The sequence below is a fragment of the Micromonospora sp. NPDC002411 genome, from assembly GCF_053592955.1.
The window spans coordinates 1-20,880 of record NZ_JBSFBM010000082.1 but is presented as its reverse complement, the minus strand read 5'-3'; the positions used below and the strand labels follow the sequence as shown (position 1 = coordinate 20,880).

Annotated in this window: 18 protein-coding genes; 11 read left to right on the top strand and 7 right to left on the bottom strand. The window is 71.0% G+C overall.

What is annotated here, in order from left to right; all coding sequences use genetic code 11:
- Positions 1-93 precede the first annotated feature (93 nt).
- The 5 genes from ACWCO3_RS12775 to ACWCO3_RS12755 all read left to right on the top strand — a co-directional run bounded on the left by ACWCO3_RS12775 (position 94) and on the right by ACWCO3_RS12755 (position 6,007).
- Positions 94-1,509, top strand: a complete 1,416-nt coding sequence (locus ACWCO3_RS12775) for a PhoH family protein (protein WP_145786313.1) — start codon at positions 94-96, stop codon at positions 1,507-1,509.
- 276 nt (positions 1,510-1,785) lie between these two features.
- Positions 1,786-2,463: an aggregation-promoting factor C-terminal-like domain-containing protein gene (locus ACWCO3_RS12770; protein ID WP_278143895.1), complete on the top strand. Its 678-nt coding sequence runs from the start codon at positions 1,786-1,788 to the stop codon at positions 2,461-2,463.
- A 113-nt stretch (positions 2,464-2,576) separates the two neighbouring features.
- Complete coding sequence (locus tag ACWCO3_RS12765) at positions 2,577-3,230, top strand: rhomboid family intramembrane serine protease (protein WP_145786315.1); 654 nt, start codon at positions 2,577-2,579, stop codon at positions 3,228-3,230.
- Positions 3,231-3,335: 105 nt separating this feature from the next.
- Positions 3,336-4,304 carry an NAD(P)/FAD-dependent oxidoreductase gene (locus tag ACWCO3_RS12760; RefSeq protein WP_145786316.1) on the top strand — a complete coding sequence of 323 codons (969 nt, stop codon included), beginning with the start codon at positions 3,336-3,338 and terminating at the stop codon, positions 4,302-4,304.
- Between the two features lie 65 nt (positions 4,305-4,369).
- Positions 4,370-6,007, top strand: coding sequence for a hypothetical protein (locus tag ACWCO3_RS12755; RefSeq protein WP_450009976.1), 1,638 nt, complete (start codon positions 4,370-4,372; stop codon positions 6,005-6,007).
- Between the two features lie 23 nt (positions 6,008-6,030).
- Here the strand turns inward: ACWCO3_RS12755 and ACWCO3_RS12750 are convergent, their stop codons facing one another.
- Positions 6,031-7,002, bottom strand: coding sequence for a DMT family transporter (locus ACWCO3_RS12750; protein WP_145786318.1), 972 nt, complete (start codon positions 7,000-7,002; stop codon positions 6,031-6,033).
- Complete coding sequence (gene glpX / locus ACWCO3_RS12745; protein WP_145786319.1) at positions 6,999-8,030, bottom strand: class II fructose-bisphosphatase; 1,032 nt, start codon at positions 8,028-8,030, stop codon at positions 6,999-7,001. The genes ACWCO3_RS12750 and glpX overlap by 4 nt, the downstream gene beginning before the upstream one ends.
- Positions 8,031-8,189: 159 nt before the next feature.
- On the opposite strand from glpX, the gene ACWCO3_RS12740 reads away from it, so the two are divergent.
- The 3 genes from ACWCO3_RS12740 to ACWCO3_RS12730 all read left to right on the top strand — a co-directional run bounded on the left by ACWCO3_RS12740 (position 8,190) and on the right by ACWCO3_RS12730 (position 10,857).
- Complete coding sequence (locus ACWCO3_RS12740) at positions 8,190-8,837, top strand: DUF4245 domain-containing protein (RefSeq protein WP_354877532.1); 648 nt, start codon at positions 8,190-8,192, stop codon at positions 8,835-8,837.
- A 117-nt stretch (positions 8,838-8,954) separates the two neighbouring features.
- Positions 8,955-9,767 carry a hypothetical protein gene (locus ACWCO3_RS12735; protein WP_244312068.1) on the top strand — a complete coding sequence of 271 codons (813 nt, stop codon included), beginning with the start codon at positions 8,955-8,957 and terminating at the stop codon, positions 9,765-9,767.
- Positions 9,768-10,008: 241 nt separating this feature from the next.
- Entirely contained in the window at positions 10,009-10,857 is an 849-nt protein-coding gene (locus tag ACWCO3_RS12730) for a hypothetical protein (RefSeq protein WP_145786321.1), read from the top strand.
- A 177-nt stretch (positions 10,858-11,034) separates the two neighbouring features.
- Here the strand turns inward: ACWCO3_RS12730 and ACWCO3_RS12725 are convergent, their stop codons facing one another.
- A complete protein-coding gene (locus ACWCO3_RS12725; protein ID WP_030328827.1) occupies positions 11,035-11,256 on the bottom strand; it encodes an exodeoxyribonuclease VII small subunit in 222 nt (73 codons plus the stop codon).
- A gap of 93 nt (positions 11,257-11,349) precedes the next feature.
- Positions 11,350-12,582, bottom strand: a complete 1,233-nt coding sequence (gene xseA / locus ACWCO3_RS12720; RefSeq protein WP_244312069.1) for an exodeoxyribonuclease VII large subunit — start codon at positions 12,580-12,582, stop codon at positions 11,350-11,352.
- A gap of 143 nt (positions 12,583-12,725) precedes the next feature.
- Here xseA and ACWCO3_RS12715 point away from each other — a divergent pair, with 143 nt between their 5' ends.
- Together ACWCO3_RS12715 and ACWCO3_RS12710 are read left to right on the top strand one after the other, a co-directional pair.
- Positions 12,726-13,712, top strand: coding sequence for a 4-hydroxy-3-methylbut-2-enyl diphosphate reductase (locus ACWCO3_RS12715; RefSeq protein WP_145786322.1), 987 nt, complete (start codon positions 12,726-12,728; stop codon positions 13,710-13,712).
- A 40-nt stretch (positions 13,713-13,752) separates the two neighbouring features.
- Complete coding sequence (locus ACWCO3_RS12710) at positions 13,753-14,196, top strand: hypothetical protein (protein ID WP_145786323.1); 444 nt, start codon at positions 13,753-13,755, stop codon at positions 14,194-14,196.
- Between the two features lie 114 nt (positions 14,197-14,310).
- On the opposite strand, the gene ACWCO3_RS12705 is transcribed toward ACWCO3_RS12710, so the two are convergent.
- Both ACWCO3_RS12705 and rmuC read right to left on the bottom strand, forming a co-directional pair.
- The gene (locus ACWCO3_RS12705; protein ID WP_450009971.1) at positions 14,311-17,607 is read right to left on the bottom strand and encodes a S8 family serine peptidase; all 3,297 of its coding nucleotides are present in this window, start codon (positions 17,605-17,607) and stop codon (positions 14,311-14,313) included.
- 149 nt (positions 17,608-17,756) lie between these two features.
- Positions 17,757-18,920, bottom strand: coding sequence for a DNA recombination protein RmuC (rmuC, locus tag ACWCO3_RS12700; RefSeq protein ID WP_450009969.1), 1,164 nt, complete (start codon positions 18,918-18,920; stop codon positions 17,757-17,759).
- Between the two features lie 54 nt (positions 18,921-18,974).
- Here rmuC and ACWCO3_RS12695 point away from each other — a divergent pair, with 54 nt between their 5' ends.
- The gene (locus tag ACWCO3_RS12695) at positions 18,975-19,781 is read left to right on the top strand and encodes a hypothetical protein (RefSeq protein ID WP_450009967.1); all 807 of its coding nucleotides are present in this window, start codon (positions 18,975-18,977) and stop codon (positions 19,779-19,781) included.
- 87 nt (positions 19,782-19,868) lie between these two features.
- Here ACWCO3_RS12695 and ACWCO3_RS12690 read toward each other — a convergent pair.
- A partial coding sequence (locus ACWCO3_RS12690; protein ID WP_450009965.1) for a phosphoenolpyruvate carboxylase occupies positions 19,869-20,880 on the bottom strand: 1,012 nt, incomplete at its 5' end.

Sequence of the window (20,880 nt, the reverse complement as noted above, 5' to 3'; positions counted from 1 at the left end):
GAGCGATCCGCAGCCGTGGACGGACGGCTACGTGGACGGGATGGCCGACGTCGGCGACGACTTCCCCGGACTCGGCGACGGTGAGCTGCGGGTGTGACGACTCGCCGTACCACCGCCGGTGCCGACCAGACCCCGGCCGCGACTGCCACGACCCGCCGCGCCACCAGGAGCCGCCGTACGGCGGCCGCCGCGCTGGCCGACCCCAAGGAGCCGCGACCAGCCGGCCAGGCCTTTGTCCTGGACACGTCCGTGCTGCTCTCCGATCCGGCGGCGTTCCACCGGTTCGCGGAGCACGAGGTGGTGCTGCCACTGGTGGTCATCACCGAGCTGGAGGGCAAGCGGCACCATCCCGAGCTGGGCTGGTTCGCCCGGCAGTCGTTGCGAATGCTCGACGACCTGCGCATCCGGCACGGCCGGCTGGACACGCCGGTGCCCGCCAACGACGTGGGCGGCACTCTGCGGGTGGAGCTGAACCACACCGACGACGGGGTGCTGCCGCCCGGCTTCCGTACCGAGAGCAACGACGCACGGATCCTCTCCGTCGCGCTCAACCTCGCCGCCGAGGGGCGGGAGGTCACCCTGGTCAGCAAGGACATGCCGCTGCGGGTCAAGGCGGCCTCGGTGGGTTTGCGCGCCGACGAGTACCGCCACGGCCAGGCCAGTGACCCCACCTGGACCGGCATGTCCGAGATGGAGTTGAGCGACGAGCAGATCGGCCAGTTGTACGGCGGCGAGACGCTCGACCTCGACGAGGCGGCCGGGTTGCCCTGTCACACCGGTCTGGTGCTGCACTCGGGGCGTGGGTCGGCGCTCGGCCGGGTGCTACCGGACAAGTCGGTGCGTCTGGTCCGGGGCGACCGGGAGGCGTTCGGTCTGCACGGCCGTTCCGCCGAACAGCGGATCGCGCTCGACCTGCTGCTCGACGAGTCGATCGGGATCGTGTCGCTGGGCGGCCGGGCCGGCACCGGCAAGTCGGCGCTGGCGCTCTGCGCCGGGCTGGAGGCGGTGATGGAGCGTCGCCGGCACAAGAAGGTGATCGTGTTCCGCCCGCTGTACGCGGTCGGCGGTCAGGAGTTGGGCTACCTGCCGGGTTCGGAGTCGGAGAAGATGTCGCCCTGGGCGCAGGCGGTCTTCGACACGCTCGGCGCTGTGGTGCACGAGAACGTGCTGGAGGAGGTCACCTCGCGGGGCATCCTCGAGGTGCTGCCGCTGACCCACATCCGGGGGCGCAGCCTGCACGACGCGTACGTGATCGTGGACGAGGCCCAGTCGCTGGAACGTGGGGTGCTGTTGACGGTGCTGTCCCGGATCGGGCAGGGCTCCCGGGTGGTGCTCACCCATGACGTGGCCCAGCGGGACAACCTGCGGGTCGGCCGGCACGACGGGGTCACCGCCGTCATCGAGGCGCTCAAGGGCCACCCACTCTTCGCGCACGTCACGCTCAGCCGCTCGGAGCGGTCGCCGATCGCGGCGATGGTGACCGATCTACTGGAGGACATCCCGATCTGATGACTTTTTGGGGCTCTTTGTCTATATTTTAGACGTGGCGCAGATCACAAAGAGGTCGGTTGGTTTCCCAACGGCCTCACTGTGCGCAATCGTGTCCCACGAGCGTCCACGCACCATGAGCATCGTTGGTGATCGTTCGTCCCGAACGGAACGACATCGGCGGCGGTCGGTGCGTCGGCGCGACCGGCAATCGGTCGGGGCGCTCGTGGCACGGTTGACGGCCCACCTGCGGTCGGCACCGGGCCGCGTCCTTGCCCCCGACGAAGGGACCACTTCGTGAGTCGGCTGTGGAGCCGGTTGGGTGCCCGTACGGCCGCCGTGGCGCTGCTCTCCGTGGGCGTAGCCGGTGGCTTCTACCTGGGCGAAAACCGGGAAACCCAGCAACAGGGCCTGGCCGAGCAGGTCAGCCACGAGGTTGACCGGGCCGATCTCGCGTACCAGCGCGAGCGGCAGGCCACGAACCAGGTCAAGTTCGCCCAGCAGCGGGCCGCCGAATACCAGGCCAAACTGCGCGCGGCACAGGCCGCCAAGGAGGCCGCCGAGCGGGCCCGCCGGGCCGAGGCAGCCGCAGCGTCCCGCAAGCGCGAGCGCGACGCGGCCAACGCTCCCGCGAAGCCGTACGACGGGCCCATCCCCGCGTCCTGCGAGGAATACAGCGGCAACCGGAAGATCGGCTGCGCGCTGATGATCGACAGCGGCTTCGGCATCGCCGAGTTCCCCTGCCTGGAGAAGCTCTGGAACAAGGAGAGCGGCTGGAACCACAAGGCCCGCAACTCCTCCTCCGGCGCGTACGGCATCCCGCAGGCGTACCCGGGCAACAAGATGAGCGCCTTCGGCGCCGACTGGCAGACCAGCCCGGCCACCCAGATCAAGTGGGGGCTGAGCTACATCAAGGGCAGGTACAAGACGCCCTGTGGCGCCTGGACGTACTTCCAGAACAACGGCAGCTACTGACGGTTCGACGGCGGGGCGGGTGGCAAGCCACCGCCCCGCCGTCGCGTGTACACCGGTCTGCTCGAACGGGACGCGAGTGGCGGTCGCCCGCTTTTGCTGATAGCAGTTGTAGCGTGACCCTGCACCCGTCAAGTGGCGACCCCTACCGGTTCGGCACCGAGGCGTTCTACGCCGCGCTCGGCCGGGCCTTCGTCGCCATGTGCGCGGTGGTCCCGTTCCTCTTCCTCATCGAGGCCGCCGACCAGGGCCTCGCGTTCGGCCTGGACGCCACGGCCGGCATCATCCCGCAACGCATCGACGGGCTGGACGGTGTCTTCTTCTCACCGTTCCTGCACCACGGCTTCGACCACCTCTACAGCAACAGCATCCCGCTGATCCTGTTGGGCACGTTCGTCCTGGCCGCCGGAGCCCGCCGGTTCCTCTGGTCGACGCTCGTTATCATCCTGGTGAGCGGTCTCGGCGTCTGGTTCACCGGCTCGCCCAACTCGGTGGTGGTGGGCGCGAGCGGCGTCATCTTCGGCTACCTCGGCATCCTGCTCACCCGGGGCATCGTCGAGCGGAGCTGGTGGAACTTCGCCGTCGTCCTCCTGGTCGGCCTGCTCTACGGCTGGCAACTGGTCGGCATCCTCCCCACCGACGAGCGGATCTCCTGGCAGGGCCACCTGTTCGGGCTGCTCGGCGGGGTCGTCGCGGCGATCCTGTTCCGGCGACGGCGGCCGACGGTGGAGGGTCCGGACTACTCGGGCTCCACGCTCAGCCTGCCCTGACCGATTCTCCGGCGCGCCCCTGGGACGTGCTTGCCCGACCGCCGCCGCCCGCCTACGGTCGAGATCAGCAAGCGTTGATCCGTAAGCGGAAAGCGACGGTACGCCATGCGTGAGGTCGATGTCGCCGTGATCGGGGCCGGTCCGGCCGGTCTCTTCGCCGCGTACTACGCCGGGTTCCGGGGTCTCTCGGTGGCGGTGATCGACGCGCTGCCGGAGCCAGGCGGTCAGGTCACCGCCATGTACCCGGAGAAGCTGATCCTCGACGTGGCCGGTTTCCCCGCCGTCAAGGGCCGCGACCTGGTGGCCAACCTGGTCGCCCAGGCAGCTCCGTTCAGTCCGCAGTACCTGCTCGGCACCCGAGCCGAGAAACTCGCGTACTCCGATGGTCGTCCGGTGCTCGGTTTGGCCGGCGGCGAGCAGCTTCAGTGCGGAGCTGTCGTGATCACCGGTGGGCTCGGCAGCTTCAGCCCTCGGCCGCTGCCGTGCGCCGACGGCGCTCCCGGCACGGGCATCGTCTACTTCGTCACCGATCCCGCCGAGCTGGCCGACCGGGACGTGCTGATCGTCGGTGGCGGCGACTCCGCCTTCGACTGGGCGCTGGCGCTGCAACCGCTGGCCCGTTCGGTGACCCTGGTGCACCGGCGGGAGAAGTTCCGGGCACACGCCTCGACGGTGGCCCGTGTGCTGTCGCTGCCGGTGCGAGTGGTGGTCAACGCCGAGGTCAGCCGGCTGCTCGGGGATGGCACGGTGACCGGCGCAGAGGTGACAGTGCGCGGCGGCGCGGCCGAGACCCTGCCGGTGGACGTCGTGGTCGCGGCCCTCGGCTTCACCGCCGACCTGGGCCCTCTCGCCGAGTGGGGGCTCCACCTGGACCGCCGGCACATCCTGGTGGACAGCGCGATGGCGACGAACCTGCCGAGGGTCTTCGCGGCGGGTGACATCACCGAATACCCGGGCAAGGTCCGGCTGATCGCGACCGGCTTCGGCGAGGCCGCGACAGCCGTCAACAACGCGGCCGTGGCGATCGACCCGAGCGCACACCTCTTCCCGGGGCACTCCTCCGACGCAGGTTGACCGTCGGTACCGGAAGCAGACCAGTCCGTAGCCGGACCGAGACGCGCTCACCGGACCCTGAGGGGATGACCGGTCTCGAGGCACGGCACGACGGCGCATCGACGACACTGTCCTGGCTCTGCCACCCCACCACGCTGCTCGCCCTGGTCCTGCTGGTCGTCAACGACCACGTGTTGAAGCCCGCCTTTCCCGGGCTGCTGAGCGGCAAGCTGAGCGACGTCGCCGGGCTGGTGCTCGCTCCGCCGCTGGTCGCGGTGCTGCTGACCCTCCTGGTGCCGCGGCTGCCGGCCCGGATCGCCGCGGTGGCCGGCCTGGTCGCGGTGGGCGCCGGGTTCGCGGTCGTCAAATCCAGCGGGTACGCGGCCGAGCTCGCCTCCTCTGCCTGGACCGTGCTGGCCGGACCGTCGCTGGTCCGGGCCGACTGGACCGACCTGCTCACAGTGCCGGCCCTCGGCCTGGCCTGGTGGAGTTGGACGCGGGCCCGGGAGCGGCCGGTGCGGCAACGGGCCGCGCGGTTGGCCCGAATGCTCGTCGTGCTGCCGCCGGCGGTGCTGGCCGTGGCCGCCACCAGCGCCGTCTACTACCCGTACGCCGTAGGCGCCACGACGCTCGACGGGAAGCCCGCGATCTCGGTCGGCAGCGGCTACAGCATGTCGGACTGGCCGACCAGTCCACTGGACGGAGAGTGGGCGGTCAGCGACAGCGGCGCGGCCACCTGGCGGGCAGCCACGGAGGACGAGAAGCAGCGGCTGAACAACCAGGACTCGCCGCGCAAGCAGGCCTGTGCACCCGACGATTCCCGCCGCTGCTACCGGGTGGTCACCGGGCACCTGCGGGTGGAGCAGAGCGACGACGCCGGTGTCACCTGGCGGGTGGCCTGGGAGGTGCCGGACGGGCAGCGCGAGGCACTGGCTCGCCGCTCACCGAACCCGGGCGACATCGGCCGGCACTTCGCCTCCCGGGAACTGGTCGTCTATCCCCTCGCCAGTGGTGGCCACGAGGTGCTGGTCGCCAACGGCCGGGACGGCTTCCTCCGCCGCCCGCCGGACGGCGGGTGGCAGCGCGACGGCTTCCTCTTCGAGGAGGGCCGCACCGCCATCCACTGGGAGGATCCGCCCAGCCTGGACGGCAGTAGCCCCGGCAACCGGCAGATGGATCTGCTGCTCGCCGTCCTGCTCGCGTTGACTCTCGGAGCGACGGTCACTCTGGTCGCCAGCGCTCTGGCCATCCGCCGTGCGGTCGGCGAGAACTCGTGGGGGATCGTCGGCAGCCTGCCGATGTTGCTCGCGGGTCTCGTGCTGACGGCTCTCTGGCAGCGATCCGACGACTTCCTCGCGGGGCCGTTCGTGTTGTTCGCCATCCTGCCGCTGGGCATCCTGCCGGCCATCGTCCTGTCCGTCCGCGCCTGGTACGCGGGCGCGACGGCACGCTGGTTCGGCTGGATGCTGGGTGGCCTCGCGCTCACCGTCCTCCTCACCGGAGTGCCGCTGATCGGCTGGTTGTACGGCAACCCGCCGCAGACCCGGTGGGCGGTGTCGTTGGCCCTCCTGGCCACCGTGCCGGGCCTGCTGTTGGCCGTCCGGATCTCCGGGCTGGTCGACCGGACCCTGCCGCGCGGTCGACGGAACAGGCCCTACTACCTGCCCACTCCGCCGTACCCGCCGTACCCGGCCCAATCGCACCAGCAGGTGCCGCCGCACTGACCCCCGACCCCGACGGTTGGTGGTCAGCGGCGGGCGGGTGGGGCCAATGCGGCGACCAACACGGCCACCATTGTCAGAGCCGCCCCGAGCAGGGTGTTCGGGCCGGGGTGCGAGGCCGCGGTGGGTAGCAGCACGTCCAGCAGGACCGCGCCCACGATCTGCCCGGCGATGGTGGCCAGACCGAGCAGCAGCACCCCGGTGAACCGCACGATCGCGGCGGCGATGGCGATGAACACGATGCCGATCGGACCACCCAGGTACAGCCACGGCTCGGTGGGCAGGTGCCCGGTGGGCCAACCGCGTACCGCGATGTCGATCGCGAACGCCACGAGCAGGGTGACAGTGCCGACGGCGAAGTTGACCAGGGTGGCGGTCAACGCGCTGTCGGCCGCCGCCCGCACCTGTCCGTTGACCGCCTGCTGCCAGGCGATGGCCACCCCGGCGAGCAGGGGCAGCAGGGCCAACGCCAGCATGCCCGGGTCCTCGAGGCGGTCACCGACCGCCAGGACGACCGCCAGCACGGTGAGCCCCGCCCCGGCCAGCCGCTGTCGGGTGACCGGCTGCCGGCCCGTCGGCCCGATCCCCGCGCGGTCCACGGCGAGGCTGCTGCCGGTCTGGCCGGCCACCACCGCCACCGTGAAGACGGCCACGCCCAGCGAACCGATGGTGAGACCCTGGGTGGCCACCAGGAACGCCCCGCACATCCCGCCGAGGCACTGCCAGGGCCGCAACGCACCGCCCGCGAGCGCGCGCCGCAACGCGGCCAGGCCACGCCGCCCGCCGGGAGTGGCGGGCACCAGCACCAGGAGCACCACCAGGCCCAGGCCGAAGGACACCACAGCGGCGGCGAAACCGTCGGCGAGGCGTACCCCGAGCTCGCCGTTGATGCGCGACTGCACCGCCACCGCGACCCCGGAGACCGATGCCAGCGCGACACCGGTGATCCGGCGGGTGGCCGACAGGACCTGCGGGGCCGCCGTGTCGGTGTTCGTCACTCCTGCTCGGCCAGCGGACGACCGTCGAAGTCGACAGCGGAGTAGAGCGCCAACTTCTCCAGCCGGTGGTACGAGTCGATCACCCGGATGGTGCCGCTCTTGGAGCGCATCACGATCGACTGGGTGTACGCGCCACCCGCCCGGTAGCGGACCCCGCGCAGCAGATCCCCGGAGGTGACACCGGTCGCCACGAAGAAGCAGTTGTCACCGGTGACCAGGTCGTCGGTGCCCAGCACCCGGTCCAGGTCGTGCCCGGCGGCGATCGCCTTCTCCCGCTCCTGCTCGTCGCGCGGCCACAGCTTGGCCTGCATCGCGCCACCCATGCACTTCAGCGCGCACGCGGAGATGATGCCCTCCGGGGTGCCGCCGATGCCCATCAGGACGTCAACGTCCGACTCGCCCCGGGCGGCGGCGATGGAGCCGGCGATGTCACCGTCGGAGATGAACCGGATGCCCGCCCCGGTCCGCCGGATCTGCGCGACCAGGTCGTCATGCCGGCTGCGGTCCAGTACGCAGACCGTGACCTCGGAGACGTCGGTGCCCTTGACCTTGGCGATCCGGCGCACGTTCTCGGCCACGCCGGCGTTGATGTCGATCACGTCGGCGTACGCCGGGCCTACGGCGAGCTTCTCCATGTAGAACACGGCGCTGGGGTCGAACATCGCGCCCCGCTCGGAGACGGCGAGCACCGCCACCGCGTTCGGCATGCCCTTGCTCATCAGGGTGGTGCCGTCGACCGGGTCGACCGCGACGTCCACCTCCGGGCCGGTGCCGTCGCCGACGTGTTCGCCGTTGAAGAGCATCGGGGCGTTGTCCTTCTCGCCCTCGCCGATCACCACCACGCCGCGCATCTGGATCGAGTTGATCAGCTTGCGCATCGCGTCGACGGCGGCTCCGTCGCCGCCCTCCTTGTCGCCCCGACCCACCCACCGGCCGGCGGCCATCGCCGCGGCCTCGGTGACCCGTACCAGGTCGAGGGCGAGGTTTCGGTCGAGATCCTGTGGGATCCGCGTCCTGGTGTTCGTCATGACGGTTGCTCCTCCTCGCGACGGTGCGGGGACGACCGGTAGCGGGGCGGTCCCCGCTGCCGGCTTTGTCGCTGATCCTCACACGATGGCCGACCCGGCGTCGGCGCGGGGCGGTGATGGCCCGGATACCGCCGGTCGGGCTGCTGCGAAGATGGAGGGGTGGAACCCGCACAGCCAGCCGACCGCGCCCCCGCCGACAGCACGCCGCCCGACGGTCAGCCGCCGGTCGACGCCCCCACCGGCCCCGGTGGTGAGCCTGCCGCGACCGATCCGACGCCGCCGCCGCGAATGACGTCCGGCAAGTCCGAGCGCTCGCCGAAGGACATGGCGATCTCGCTGCTGGTGCTGCTCGTCCCGATCGCGCTGCTGCTGGCGTTCTACCGGGGCTTCCTCGGTGGTGACCAGCCGACCACTGTCGATCCGGCCCCGGCCATCGAGCAGGCCCGGTCGGCGAACGTGTTTCCGGTGAGCCAGCCGGAAGGGCTCGGCTCCGACTGGTCGACGGTCAGCGCCCGCTACCAGACCGTCGAGGGCGGCGCGAACCTGCGGCTCGGCTACCTCACCCCGGAGGGACGGGGTGTCCAGCTCCTGCAGAGCAACGTGCCTGCGGAGCGACTGCTGCCCGCCGAGTTGACCGGCCAGGCCCAGCCGCAGGGGCCCACCGAGCTGGCCGGGCGCAACTGGCAGCGCTACACGGCCCGGGACAACCAGCAGGCGCTGGTCCTGCTGGAGCCGAACCGTACGGTGATCGTCGTCGGCGACGCCCGGGACAACGAACTGCGCGAGTTGGCGGGCTCGCTGCGCTGACGGGGGATCTACCGATCGGCGGACGTGAGCGAGGATCAAGATCCGTTAGGCTGCCCCGGCTCAGGTCCGGCAGGTGTCGCCGCCGGACGTACCCCCCTGCTTCGAAGTGAGATCTTCGTGAACATTCGACGGTGGAGCTTCGGCTTCCTCGCCGCCGCCCTGCTCGTCCCCGGCCTGGCCGCGTGCAAGTCCGACGCCGCCGAGCCGACCGCCGGCGCGAGCCCCTCCGCGCCAGCGGTCCCGGCCGACCCGAAGGAGGCTCTGCTCGCCTCGACCAAGGAACTGGCCAAGGGTGACTTCACCTTCACCGTTGCGGGTGCCGAGATGACCGGTGGCGGTCTGGTGCACAAGCCCAGCAACAGTGCGCAGTTCCGGATGAAGTTCGGTGACGCGTCACAGGACGTGTCGATCGACATGGACCTGGTCTACATCGACTCCGAGAGCTGGGTGAAGATGGACCTCGGCGGTGCCCTGGCGGGCGCCGTCCCTGGTGTGGCGAAGAACAAGGGCAAGTACCAGCACCTCGACAAGACCAAGGTCGAGGGCATCAAGGATCTGCAGTTGGACCCGGAGTCACTCGACCCGATCTCCAGCGACGCGCTGCTCAAGGGCGTGACCGACGTGCAGAAGACCGGCGAGGGCGTCTACGCCGGCAAGATCGACATCTCGGCTGCCGTCGATTCGGTCGCCCTTGACGAGGAGGTCGTCAAGGCCCTGGGCGCACAGGCGAAGGCGCTGCCGTTCACCGCCAAGCTGGACCCGCAGGGCCGGCTCACCGAACTGGCCATCTCCGTGCCGGCGGCCGGCGAGGCCGCCGCGCACGAGGTGAAGATCGGCTACTCGGGCTACGGGACCGGCGCCGGCGCGCAGAAGCCGCCGGCTGACAAGGTCGTCGAGGCGTCCGCCGAGACGTACGAGATGTTCAAGTAGTCGGTACGGGGGTCGGGGGGCCAGCGGCCTCCCCGACCCCGCCTCTCGGACGCACTCGGCGCCGGTTGCTTAGCAACAACCGGACAGAAGGGTGATTGTCCGACGCGTCAACAGGGAACAGAGAGGGAGTGATCCGGGCGCGCTGCTCGGCCCGGATCGCGCGACGCAGCCGACGGTGCTGCTGCGTCGCCCGGTTTCCGGCGCCGCCCAGGTCGTCGGGTGACCCTCTTGGGAGACACGTATGACTGTCCGACGACTCGGCGCCGGCCTGGTGGCCGCCGCTCTGATCACGCCCGCCCTGGCCGCCTGCGCCAGCGGTGGCACCGGCACCGCCGGCTCGACCGCGACCCCGACGGTGACCGCGTCCGGCACGGCGAGCCCGTCCGGTGCCCCGGCGGCGGGTGACGCCAAGCAGGCGCTGCTCAACTCCACCAAGGAGATCAGCAACGGCAACTTCCGGTTCGCCCTCGCCGGTGCGGGGTCGACGGTGGAGGGGCAGGTGCACCAGCCGAGCCAGAGTGCCGCGATGAAGATCGCCATCGGCGGCCCCTCATCCGACCTGGCGATGAAGCTCGACGTGATCCACTTCAAGCCGGACAGCTGGGTCAAGCTGGAGCTGAGCGGCCCCACCGCCAACAGCCTGCCCGCCATCAAGCAGCTCAACCTCGGCAAGTACCAGCACCTGGACCAGGCCCGGATCAAGGGCAACCGCAACCTCGGCTTCGACTTCGACAAGGTCGACCCGGCGGGCAGCGCGGTGCTGACCCAGGGCATCACCGAGGTACGCAGCACCGGCACCGGCGCGTACGCCGGCACCATCGACGTCACCAAGGCCGCCGAGGCCGGCTCCCTGAACGCCGCGACGATCGCCGCGCTGGGTACCCAGGCGAAGACGGTGCCGTTCACCGCGAAGGTGGACCCGCAGGGTCGGCTCAGCGAGCTCGTGCTGCAGTTGCCGGCCGCCGGGCAGACCGCCGCCCAGGAGATCAAGATGACGTACTCCGACTACGGCGCCGCCACCGCCGCGCAGAAGCCGCCGGCGGACCAGGTCGTCGAGGCCCCGGCCGAGCTGTACAACCTGTTCAACTGACGTACGCGGGTGGGGCGGCCTCGGCTGCCCCACCCGTGGTCGCTGTTCGCCAGGCCCAAGATCCGCGCAACTTCCCGGATGGTGCTGCCTCCAGGACGTGGGAGACACCACCATCTCGGATGTTGCGCGGATCTTGGCGACGGCTCCCGGCGCGGGCGGTGCTGGTCCAGCCTGCGGTCAGGAAGCCGGCTCCTGCCGGGCGGCGTCGATCCGTGCCCGCGCGCCGTCCAGCCAGCGTTGACAGATCACCGCCAGCGCCTCGCCACGCTCCCAGAGCGCCAGAGACTCCTCCAGCGAGGTGCCACCGGCCTCCAGCCGCTCGACCACCGAGGCCAGCTCAGCGCGGGCCTGCTCGTAACTGAGCCGCTCGTCCGGCCCGGCCTTCGTGTCGTCAGTCATCGCGTCCATCTCAACACATCGCTCCCCGGCCCCCCGCGTCGCCACTCAGCCGTTCCATCGCGCTGCCACTCGACCGTCCCACCGGGTCGCCGCTCAGCCGTCCACCGTCGCGGCCAGCTCACCGTCGGCCAGCCGTACCCGCAGCGGGTCGCCCTTGCCGACTTCCGCCGCCGCGCGGACCACGTGGCCGTCGGCGCGCTGCACGATCGCGTACCCCCGGTCGAGGGTGGCGGCGGGGGAGAGCGCACGCAGCCGCGCCACTGTGTGCCGCAGGTCGTCGTCGGCAGCGGAGAGCCGGTGTTCCAGGCAGCGGCCGGCCCGCTGACGCAACGCGGTCAGCTCGGTCGCCCGTTGGTCCACCATCACCTGCGGCCGGGCCAGCACCGGCCGGGACCGCAGCCCGTCGAGCCGGTGCGTCTCCCGGTCCACCAGGTTGCGGACCGCCCGTTCGAGGCGGTGCCGGGCCTGGCCGATGAGGCGTACCTCCTCGGTGAGGTCGGGGACGACCCGCTTGGCCGCGTCGGTCGGGGTGGAGGCGCGGACGTCGGCGACGTAGTCGATCAGCGGCGCGTCGGTCTCGTGGCCGATCGCGCTGACCACCGGGGTACGGCAGCCGAACACCGCTCGGCAGAGTGCCTCGTCGGAGAAGGGCAGCAGATCCTCGATGCCGCCACCGCCCCGGGCGATGATGATCACGTCGATGGTCGGGTCGGCGTCCAGCACCCTGAGCGCGTCCACGATCTGGGGCACCGCGGACGGGCCCTGCACGGCGACGTTGACAGTGCGGAACTCCACAGCGGGCCAGCGCCGCCGGGCATTGGTCAGCACGTCCCGCTCGGCCGCCGACGCGCGACCGGTGATGAGGCCGATGCGGCCGGGCAGGAACGGCAGTCGGCGCTTGCGGGCCCTGTCGAAGAGCCCTTCGGCGGCGAGCAGCTTCTTGAGCTTCTCCAGCCGGGCCAGCAGCTCCCCGAGCCCCACCTGGCGGATCTCGTCGGCCCGCAGGCTCAGTGTGCCCCGGGCGGCGTAGAACTCCGGCTTGGCGTGCAGCACCACGCGGGCACCCTCGCGCAGCTCCGGCGCGCCGGCGTCCAGCACGTCCCGATTGGTGGTGACGGTCAGGCTCAGATCCGCCGACGGGTCACGCAGGGTGAGGAACACGGTGCTGGCTCCGGGACGGCGGCTGATCTGCGCTACCTGCCCGTCCACCCACACCCAGCCCAGCTTGGCGATCCACGCCCCCACCTTCTGGCTGACCACCCGCACCGGCCAAGGCTCCTCAGCGCTGCTGGCCCCGCCGCCGCCCACCCGTCCACCCTCAGTCACCCGCCCACCCTACGGACCCTCCCGGTGATCAAGAGGTTTGCGTCAGCGTTGGGCGCGTTTTTGACGCAAACCTCTTGATCACCAGGGCGGTACGGGGGTTCGGGTTCGGTGGTGGTTCTGAGGGGGGCACGTAGGATGGGCGGGTGACTGAGGCTGAGGCGACCCCCCGGACCGGCAAGCGCGTGCTCCTGGCCAAGCCCCGCGGTTACTGCGCTGGCGTCGACCGCGCGGTGCAGACCGTCGAGGAGGCGCTCAAGCTCTACGGCGCCCCGATCTACGTGCGCAAGCAGATCGTGCACAACAAGCACGTCGTGCAGACCCTGGAGGCCCAGGGCGCCATCTTCGTGGAGGAGAACGAGGAGGTGCCGGAGGGTTCCACAGTCATCTTCTCCGCGCACGGCGTCGCTCCCGAGGTCTACGAGCAGGCCAAGGCCCGTTCACTGAAGGCGATCGACGCAACCTGCCCGCTGGTCACCAAGGTGCACCACGAGGCGAAGCGGTTCGCCGCCGAGGACTACGACATCCTGCTCATCGGTCACGAGGGGCACGAGGAGGTCATCGGCACCGCCGGTGAGGCCCCCGCCCACATCCAGCTGGTGGACGGTCCGGACGGTGCCGACAAAGTCACCGTCCGTGATCCGGAGAAGGTGGTCTGGCTCTCCCAGACCACGCTCTCGGTCGACGAGACGCTGGAGACGGTGGCCCGCCTCAAGCAGCGGCTGCCGCTGCTGCAGTCCCCGCCCAGCGACGACATCTGCTACGCCACCTCCAACCGGCAGCACGTGGTCAAGGAGATCGCCGCCGACTGCGACGTGGTGATCGTCGTCGGCTCGACCAACTCCTCCAACTCGGTTCGCCTGGTCGAGGTCGCCCTGGACGCGGGCGCCCGCGCCGGTCACCTGGTCGACTTCGCCCACGAGATCGACGACGCCTGGCTGGAGGGCGCCACCACGGTCGGCCTGACCTCGGGCGCGAGCGTCCCGGACGACCTGGTCCAGGATGTGCTGGCCTACCTCGCCGCCCGGGGCTTCGGCGACGTCGAGGAGATCACCACCGCCAACGAGCGGCTCACGTTCTCGCTTCCGCAGGAGTTGAAGCGGGACATGAAGGCCGCCGCGGCTCGCGGCTGAACGCGGGAACGAACCCGACCCGGCGTACGTCAGATTCGGCATGAGGACTCTTCGGCTCGCCGTCTCCGCGCTGGCCGTCTGCGTGGCGCTGAGCGCCTGCGGCAGCCAGGACGCCGGAGGCGGCACACCCACTCCGACCCCGACGGGAGCGCAGCCGGTGACCAGCCCGCCCACGCCCGACCCGACCGCTTCGCCGTCGACAGCCGATCCCACTCCGCCCGCCAGCTCGAAGACTCCGAGGGCCCCGAAGCCGGGCGGCCCCAGCACGCCCCCTGGAGTCGGCGCGACCACCCTGAGCGGCACCGTGCAGGGCGGCGTGGAGCCCGGCTGCGTGCTGCTCGACGGCTACCTGCTGATCGGCGGTCCCCGTGACGTGCTGACGCCCGGCGCGCAGGTCGAGGTCACCGGTCGGGTGGAGCCCGGCATGATGACCACCTGCCAGCAGGGCACACCGTTCGTCGTGTCAGCCGCCCACCGGTCCTGACGCCGTCGGGGGCCGGCCCGCTCAAGGCGACCCGGGCCCTCAGCAACCCCACGCTCTGACACAGGAGCCCGCCCCCGGATCCGGGGACGGGCTCCTGCTGGTGTTACGGCCTGATCAGTTCACGGCACCGATGGACACGGTGCCGCGGCCGACGACAGCGCCCTCGGTGGTGACGATCGCCAGCTCACCGGAGAGCTGCCGCCCGTCGGCCGGAACGGCCACCGCCGTTACCGTGCCGGTGATGGTGGTCGACTCGCCGTGCATCAGCGGCACCGCGGTCGCCGGGGCGGTGATCGTGCCCAGCGACGCGGACGCGAACGCGTCGTAGTAGTCGTAGGCGGTGCTGGTGCCCGGCCCGTCGACCCCGTACGGCTCCACCACGACGCGGTAGGTGCCCGCGGGTGGGTTGGTCAGCGTCACCGCCTCCTCCGAGTCGCCGTCGGCGGCCCGGCCGACCTCGGCGTCACCCCGGTAGACGAACAGGTCCAGGTCGGCGCCCGCGTTGGCGGGGTTGCCGATCCGGGCGGTGAACGTCGACGTGCCCGCCGGGATCTCGACGGTCCACTCCTGGTTGGGGCCACCCTCGGTGATGGTCGGACGCTCGGTGCGCACACCGGTCAGCGCGCCGCTACGACCGCTGACCGAGACCGGGCCGAAGACGTTCGTCACGTCCCAGCTCACGTTGGTCGGCTCACCGGCCTTGACGCTGGGCAGTTCGACCAGCGCCGGCTCGACCGCCAGACCCTGCACCCGCACCTGGAGCTTGAACGGGTTGTTCAGCGCCGGCGAGGTCCGCCGCGACTCCACCTCGATCTCCCAGACCCCGGGCAGCGGGTTCTGGTAGTCCCTCTCCTGCGGCTTGCAGACGTTGACGTCGGAGAAGTTGGTGTAGCAGACGGTGCTGGTGGTCGCCTCCACCGGGACACCCAGCGGGTTGATGGCGATGAACCGGGTCTGGGAATCGGTGGCGATCCCGGACAGGTTCACCTGGAGCGCCTTGGCGCCCTCCGGCACCGTCACGAAGTACGACGTGTAGCCGTTGCGGTCGACGGAGCCCTCGTTGGCGTACGCGAAGGTCGGCTTCTTCACGTCGTTCGAGGCCACCACCACGGTGGAGACCTCGAAGTCGACCACGTTCGTGGCCGGGTCGTCGATCCGCATGATCGCGCCGTGGGCGCCCTCGGCGGTCGGCTTGGCGGTCACGTTGACGGTGACGGCCTTGTTGAGCGGCAGTGCGACAGTCTTCGGCGCCTTGAACGTGCCGTCGTTGCCCTGCAACGTGACGTCGTGCTTGATGGTGCCGGCCGGGCCGCTGGTACGGGTGATCTTGACCGGGTAGGTCTTACCCTGCCCGACCTTGTGACCGCCGTCGGAGGCGGCACAACGGTTGTAGACGCCGGTGCCCCGACCCGGGTTCGGCACGAACTTCACGCCGTTCCAGATGGTCAGCTGGTCGGCCAGCGGGCTGCAGACCGCCGCGTCGGAGACGTACGACCGGGTTTCGACGCCCTGGCGCAGGAGCTGCCAGGCGCCCGGCACGTTGACCATGCCGTAGCCCTGCGCGTACGTCGGCACGTCGGCGATCGGCTTGGCCGAGGTGAACAGCGCACGCCGCAGAGCGGCCGGGCTGACGCCCCGGTCGGTGGCCTTGGCGGCCGACAGCAGCAGCGCGCCGGCACCGGCGGTCTGCGGGGACGCCATGGAGGTGCCGTTCAGCATCGCGTAGCCCGGGGGCAGCGCGTAGCCGGCCTCGGGGACCGGGGCCCCGAGCTGCCAGGTCGGCGCGGTGGAGATGGCCGAGCCGGGGGCGGCGATGTTCGGCTTGAAGCCGCCGTCCTCGCGCGGGCCACGGGAGGAGAAGTTGAACAGGGCGTTCTTCTTCCGCACCACCGAGCCGTAGTTGGCCAGCCAGGTGTCCTTGCTGATGTTGGCGGCGACGCTGATCACGTTGCTGGCGACGGACGGGTCACCGACCGTGTTGAGACCCGGACCGGAGTTGCCGGCCGAGATCACCAGCTGCACGCCGTACGTCTCGATCAGTTCGTTGTAGAGGTTCGTCCGGGCGTTGTTGCCGTCGTTCAGGCCCGGAAGGCCGCCGATCGACATGTTGACGATGTCGACCCCGCGGTTGGCCACCAGGTCGATCATGCCGGTGGTGAGGGCAGCCGCGGTGCAGCCGCCGCCCCAGGAGCAGGCGCGCGCGGAGACCAGCTTGGCGCCCGGGGCCGCGCCGTCGAAGACGTCGTTGCCGAGCATGTCGTTGGCGGCGGTGATGCCGGCGACGTGGGTGCCGTGGGTGCTCTCGACGATGCCGATGTTGACGTAGTCGTAGGTGCCCGGCAGCCCGATCGGCGTGGTGTTCACGTTCTTGCGGAACTCGACGACGAAGGGCTGCCGCTCGGCGACCGCTGTCGCCGGGTTGTCGGTGCCGAAGTAACCGACGTCGTACTTCTCCTTGTACGGCCGCATCATCGGGTCGTCGGTGAAGTTGCGGTTCTGGTTGGCGTCGACCCAGATGTTGTTGGTGGTCGGGTCGTAGAGCACACCCCAGGTGTCGGTGGTGTCGCCGTCGCGGTTGACGTCACCGCGGGCATCGCTGGCGTTGGTGACCGTCTCACTGAACAGGTTGAACCGGTACGTGCCGGCCGGTGCCGTCCAGGTGCCGCCCGCGATGGTGAACGACGGGCCGGTGACCTCGGCCTGCATCCGCCGCCACGTCGCGTCCTCCAGCGGGTCGGTCGCGGTCACCCAGTCGACGATCTTGCGCTCACCCGTGGTGGTCTGCTGCAACGCCGGATGGGCCAGGTCGACACCGGAGTCCATGATGCCGATCGTCACGCCCCGGCCGTCCCACTCCGGGTGGGCGTCGGTGAACGTGACAGCGCCCGTCTCGTTGGTCGGCATGTACGGGTTGTCCGCCCGGGTGGCCTCGCCCGGCGCCGCGACAGTGGCCTGCCGTGCGCCGGCGGTGCCGGCGGGGGTCTTTTCCGGTGCCGGGTCGGGCAGTTGGATGACCTCGTCCAGGTCGACGGCCGAGACACCGGGCAGCCGTGCCGCCGCGAGGGCCTTGTCGGTCGGGACCTTGGCCAGCACGAAGCCGACCTTGTCCTGCCGCTGGCTGACGGTGCCGCCGAGCTTGGTGAGGCTGTCGGCGACGTCCCCTGCCTCGCCCTTCTCGGTGGAGACGATCAGGGTGACGGTCGGGGCCTTCTTGGCCCTGGCCTCGCTGAGCAGTTTGGCGTCGTGAGCGCCCAGCGTCTCGGCGGCGGTGGCCGGGGAAGCGTCCGGTGTGGTGACGGGGGCGGCGGCCGCGGTGGCGGCACCACCCACGACGGTCACGGCGCCAGCCGCCAGGACCGACGCGAAGAGCGCGGCGGAGGTACGCCGACGCAGATCTCGGGGTTTGCTCACGTTCTCTTTCCTCCAGAGAACAGGGCCCTCAGGGACAAGGGCGCGTGGGTGAGCAAAATCTTTCGGTGTATCGATGAGCACTGTCACTACTGGTCAGTCCCTTGTGACCACTTCGTGACATGCATGCATACGCACTGTCACATAGGTGGTCAGCGGGTCGGGACCTCGTCGTCGGCCGGGTCGACCAGCTCGGGCGCCTGCGGCTGCCGGGGCGTCAACTCGACCTGCGCGGGCGTCGCCAACTCGTCGTCCGACACGCCCAACTCGGCGAGCTTGCGGGCGCTGACCAGCACCCGCGCCTCCAACGAGCCGACCGCCCGGTTGTACGCGGTCACCGCACCGGCCAGCGACGACCCGAGCTTGCCCACGTGGTCGCCCAGTGTGGAGAGCCGCCCGTACAGCTCGCGGGCGAGAGCGTGCACCGCGACGGCGTTGCGGGCCAGCGCCTCCTGCCGCCACGAGTAGGCCACGGTGCGAAGCAGGGCGACGAGCGTGGCCGGCGTCGCCAGCACCACGTTGCGGGTGAAGGCGTGCTCCAGCAGAGTCGGGTCACGCTGGAGCGCGACGTCGAGGAACGGGTCGGCGGGGACGAACAGCACCACGAACTCGGGTGAGCTGTCGAACGCCGACCAGTACGACTTCGCGGCCAGGGCGTCGACGTGCCCTCGCAGGTGCCGGGCGTGCGCGTCGAGGTGGGTGTCCCGGCCGCGTTCGTCGCGCGACTCCATTGCCGTGAGGTACGCGTCGAACGGCGCCTTGGCGTCGACCACCACCGATCGGCCGCCGTGCAGCCGGACCACCAGGTCCGGGCGGACGACCTGCTGGTCGGTGGCGGCGGTGACCTGCTCGGCGAAGTCGCAGTGCTCCAGCATCCCGGCCGCCTCGACGATCCGGCGCAGCTGGTGCTCCCCCCAGCGGCCCCGCACCTGCGGTGCCCGCAGCGCCGCCACCAGCTGCTTGGTCTCGGTGCGCAGCTCACCGGAGACGGTGCTCATCGAGCGGACCTGCTCGCGCAGCTCGGCGTACGCGTCGACCCGGTCGTGCTCCAACTCGGCCACCCGCTGCTCGTAGCGGCGCAGGGTGTCGTGCAGCGGGGCGACAGCCCGGGCCACCGCCTCCTGGGACTGCGCGGTGGCCTCGTAGCTGAGCGCCCGCATGGACTGCTCCAGCCGGCCTTCGCCCTCGCGGGTGGCCGCCAGGGTGGCGTCGAGGCGGGCGATGTCGGCCGCCGACCGGGAACGCGCCGCGAGCCAGCCCACCGCCCCGCCGGCACCGAGGCACACGATCACCAGGAGCAGGGTCGAGACGTCCATCACCGGAGCTTGCCAGACGGATACGACGTGACACCCGGGGGTACGTTCGAGGGCATGGAAGCTGTCCTGTGCCTCGCGGTCATCTTCATCGGCGTGGTGGGTGCCGGCGTGCTTGCCAGCACGCGGGCCAACGCGCGTCGACGCACCGCGCTCGCAGACGCCCGCGCCGACGCGCAACGGTGGTACGAGCGCCTCGGCGGCCAGTTGATCAACCTGCACGGTGACGACCCGGCGGTACGCCAGGCGCTGGCCGACGCCGGTGAGCGGTACAACGCGGCCGGCTCGCAGCTGGAGCAGGCGCGTACGCCGCACCAGTTCGGGCTGGCTCGGGAGACCGCGCTGGAGGGGCTGGCCTACATCCGGGCGGCGCGTACCGCGTTGGGCATCGACCCGGGCCCCGAGGTGCCGGCACTGGCCGCCGCCCGCGGCGTGGGCCAGCTGACCAAGGAGCGCGAGGTCGACGTGCAGGGGCAGACCTTCCGGGCCGGCCCGCAACCCGGCCGGGAAACGCCCTACTACTACCCCGGTGGGCGTTATCAGGGCCGGCCGGTGCCGGCCGGGTGGTATTCGACGCCGTGGTGGAAGACGGCGCTGGGCGCCGGCGCTGGCGTGCTCGGCGGCATCCTGATCGCTGACGCGCTGTTCTCGCCGGCCTTCGCCGACCCGGGGTACGGCTATGACGCCGGCTACCAGGAGGGCTTCGGTGATGGCTTCGACCAGGGTGACCAGGGCGGTGACTTCGGTGGCGGCGACCAGGGCGGTGACGTCGGTGGCGGCGACTACGCCGGTGGTGACTTCGGTGGCGGCGATTTTGGTGGCGGCGACTTCGGCGGTGGTGATTTCGGCGGCGGCGACTTCTGATCGTCGGTGACGGTCTGGTCGCCGTTCGGGTGGCAGACGAAACAGGCCCCGGTCGGCGTGACCGGGGCCTGTCTCTCGTTCAGCTGATCAGCCGGTGTTACGCATTCCGGCGGCGATGCCGTTCACGGTGGTGAGCAGCGCCCGCTCCAGGGCGGTGCCGTCGCTCGGTGCGCGCCGCCCGCCCGGAGCGGTGGCCACCGCCCGTCCGGCGGCGCCGGACTCCCGGTACTGCCGCAGCAGCGCCACCTGGAGGTGGTGCAGCGGCTCCAGGTAGGTGTCGCGGACGGCCAGGGTGCGCTGGAGCACCGGCGAGTTGTCCAGCAGGGCGGGTGAGGCGGTGACCGCCAGCAGCTCCCGCTTGGTCAGCTCGTACTCCTGCTCGATCTGCTCGAAGATCGGGTGCAGCTTCTTCGGCACCAGCGTCTCCACGTACCGACGGGCGATGCTCAGGTCGGTCTTGGTCACCATCATCTCGACGTTCGACAGGAACGTGCGGAAGAAGTGCCAGTTGCGGTGCATCTCCGCCAGCACGTCGGCCAGACCGGCCTCGCGCGCGGCGGCCAGCCCGGAGCCGACGCCGAACCAACCCGGCACGATCTGTCGGGTCTGCGTCCAGCCGAACACCCACGGGATCGCCCGCAGACCGGACAGCCCCGCGCCGGTGTTCGGGCGCTTCGCCGGCCGGGAGCCGATGTTCAACGCGCCGAGCAGCTCGGTCGGGGTCGACGCCCAGAAGTACGCGGGCAGGTCCGGCTCCTCGACGAGGGACCGGTAGGAGCGGAACGCGGACTCGGAGACCACGTCCATCGTCGCGTCCCAGCGTTCCAACATCTCGGCGGGCTGCCGGGGTGCGGTGTGCAGCAGGGTCGCCTGGAGCACCGCGGCGAGGGTGAGCTCCAAATTCTCCCGGGCCAGGGACGGCAGGGTGTACTTGTCGGAGATCACCTCGCCCTGCTCGGTCACCTTGATCGCGCCGTCCAGCGTGCCGTACGGCTGGGCCAGGATCGCCTCGTGCGTCGGCCCGCCGCCGCGCCCGATCGGCAACAACGGTGGTGTGCCGGTCGCTGCTGACGCCTCGAAGATCACCGACCCCAAGGAC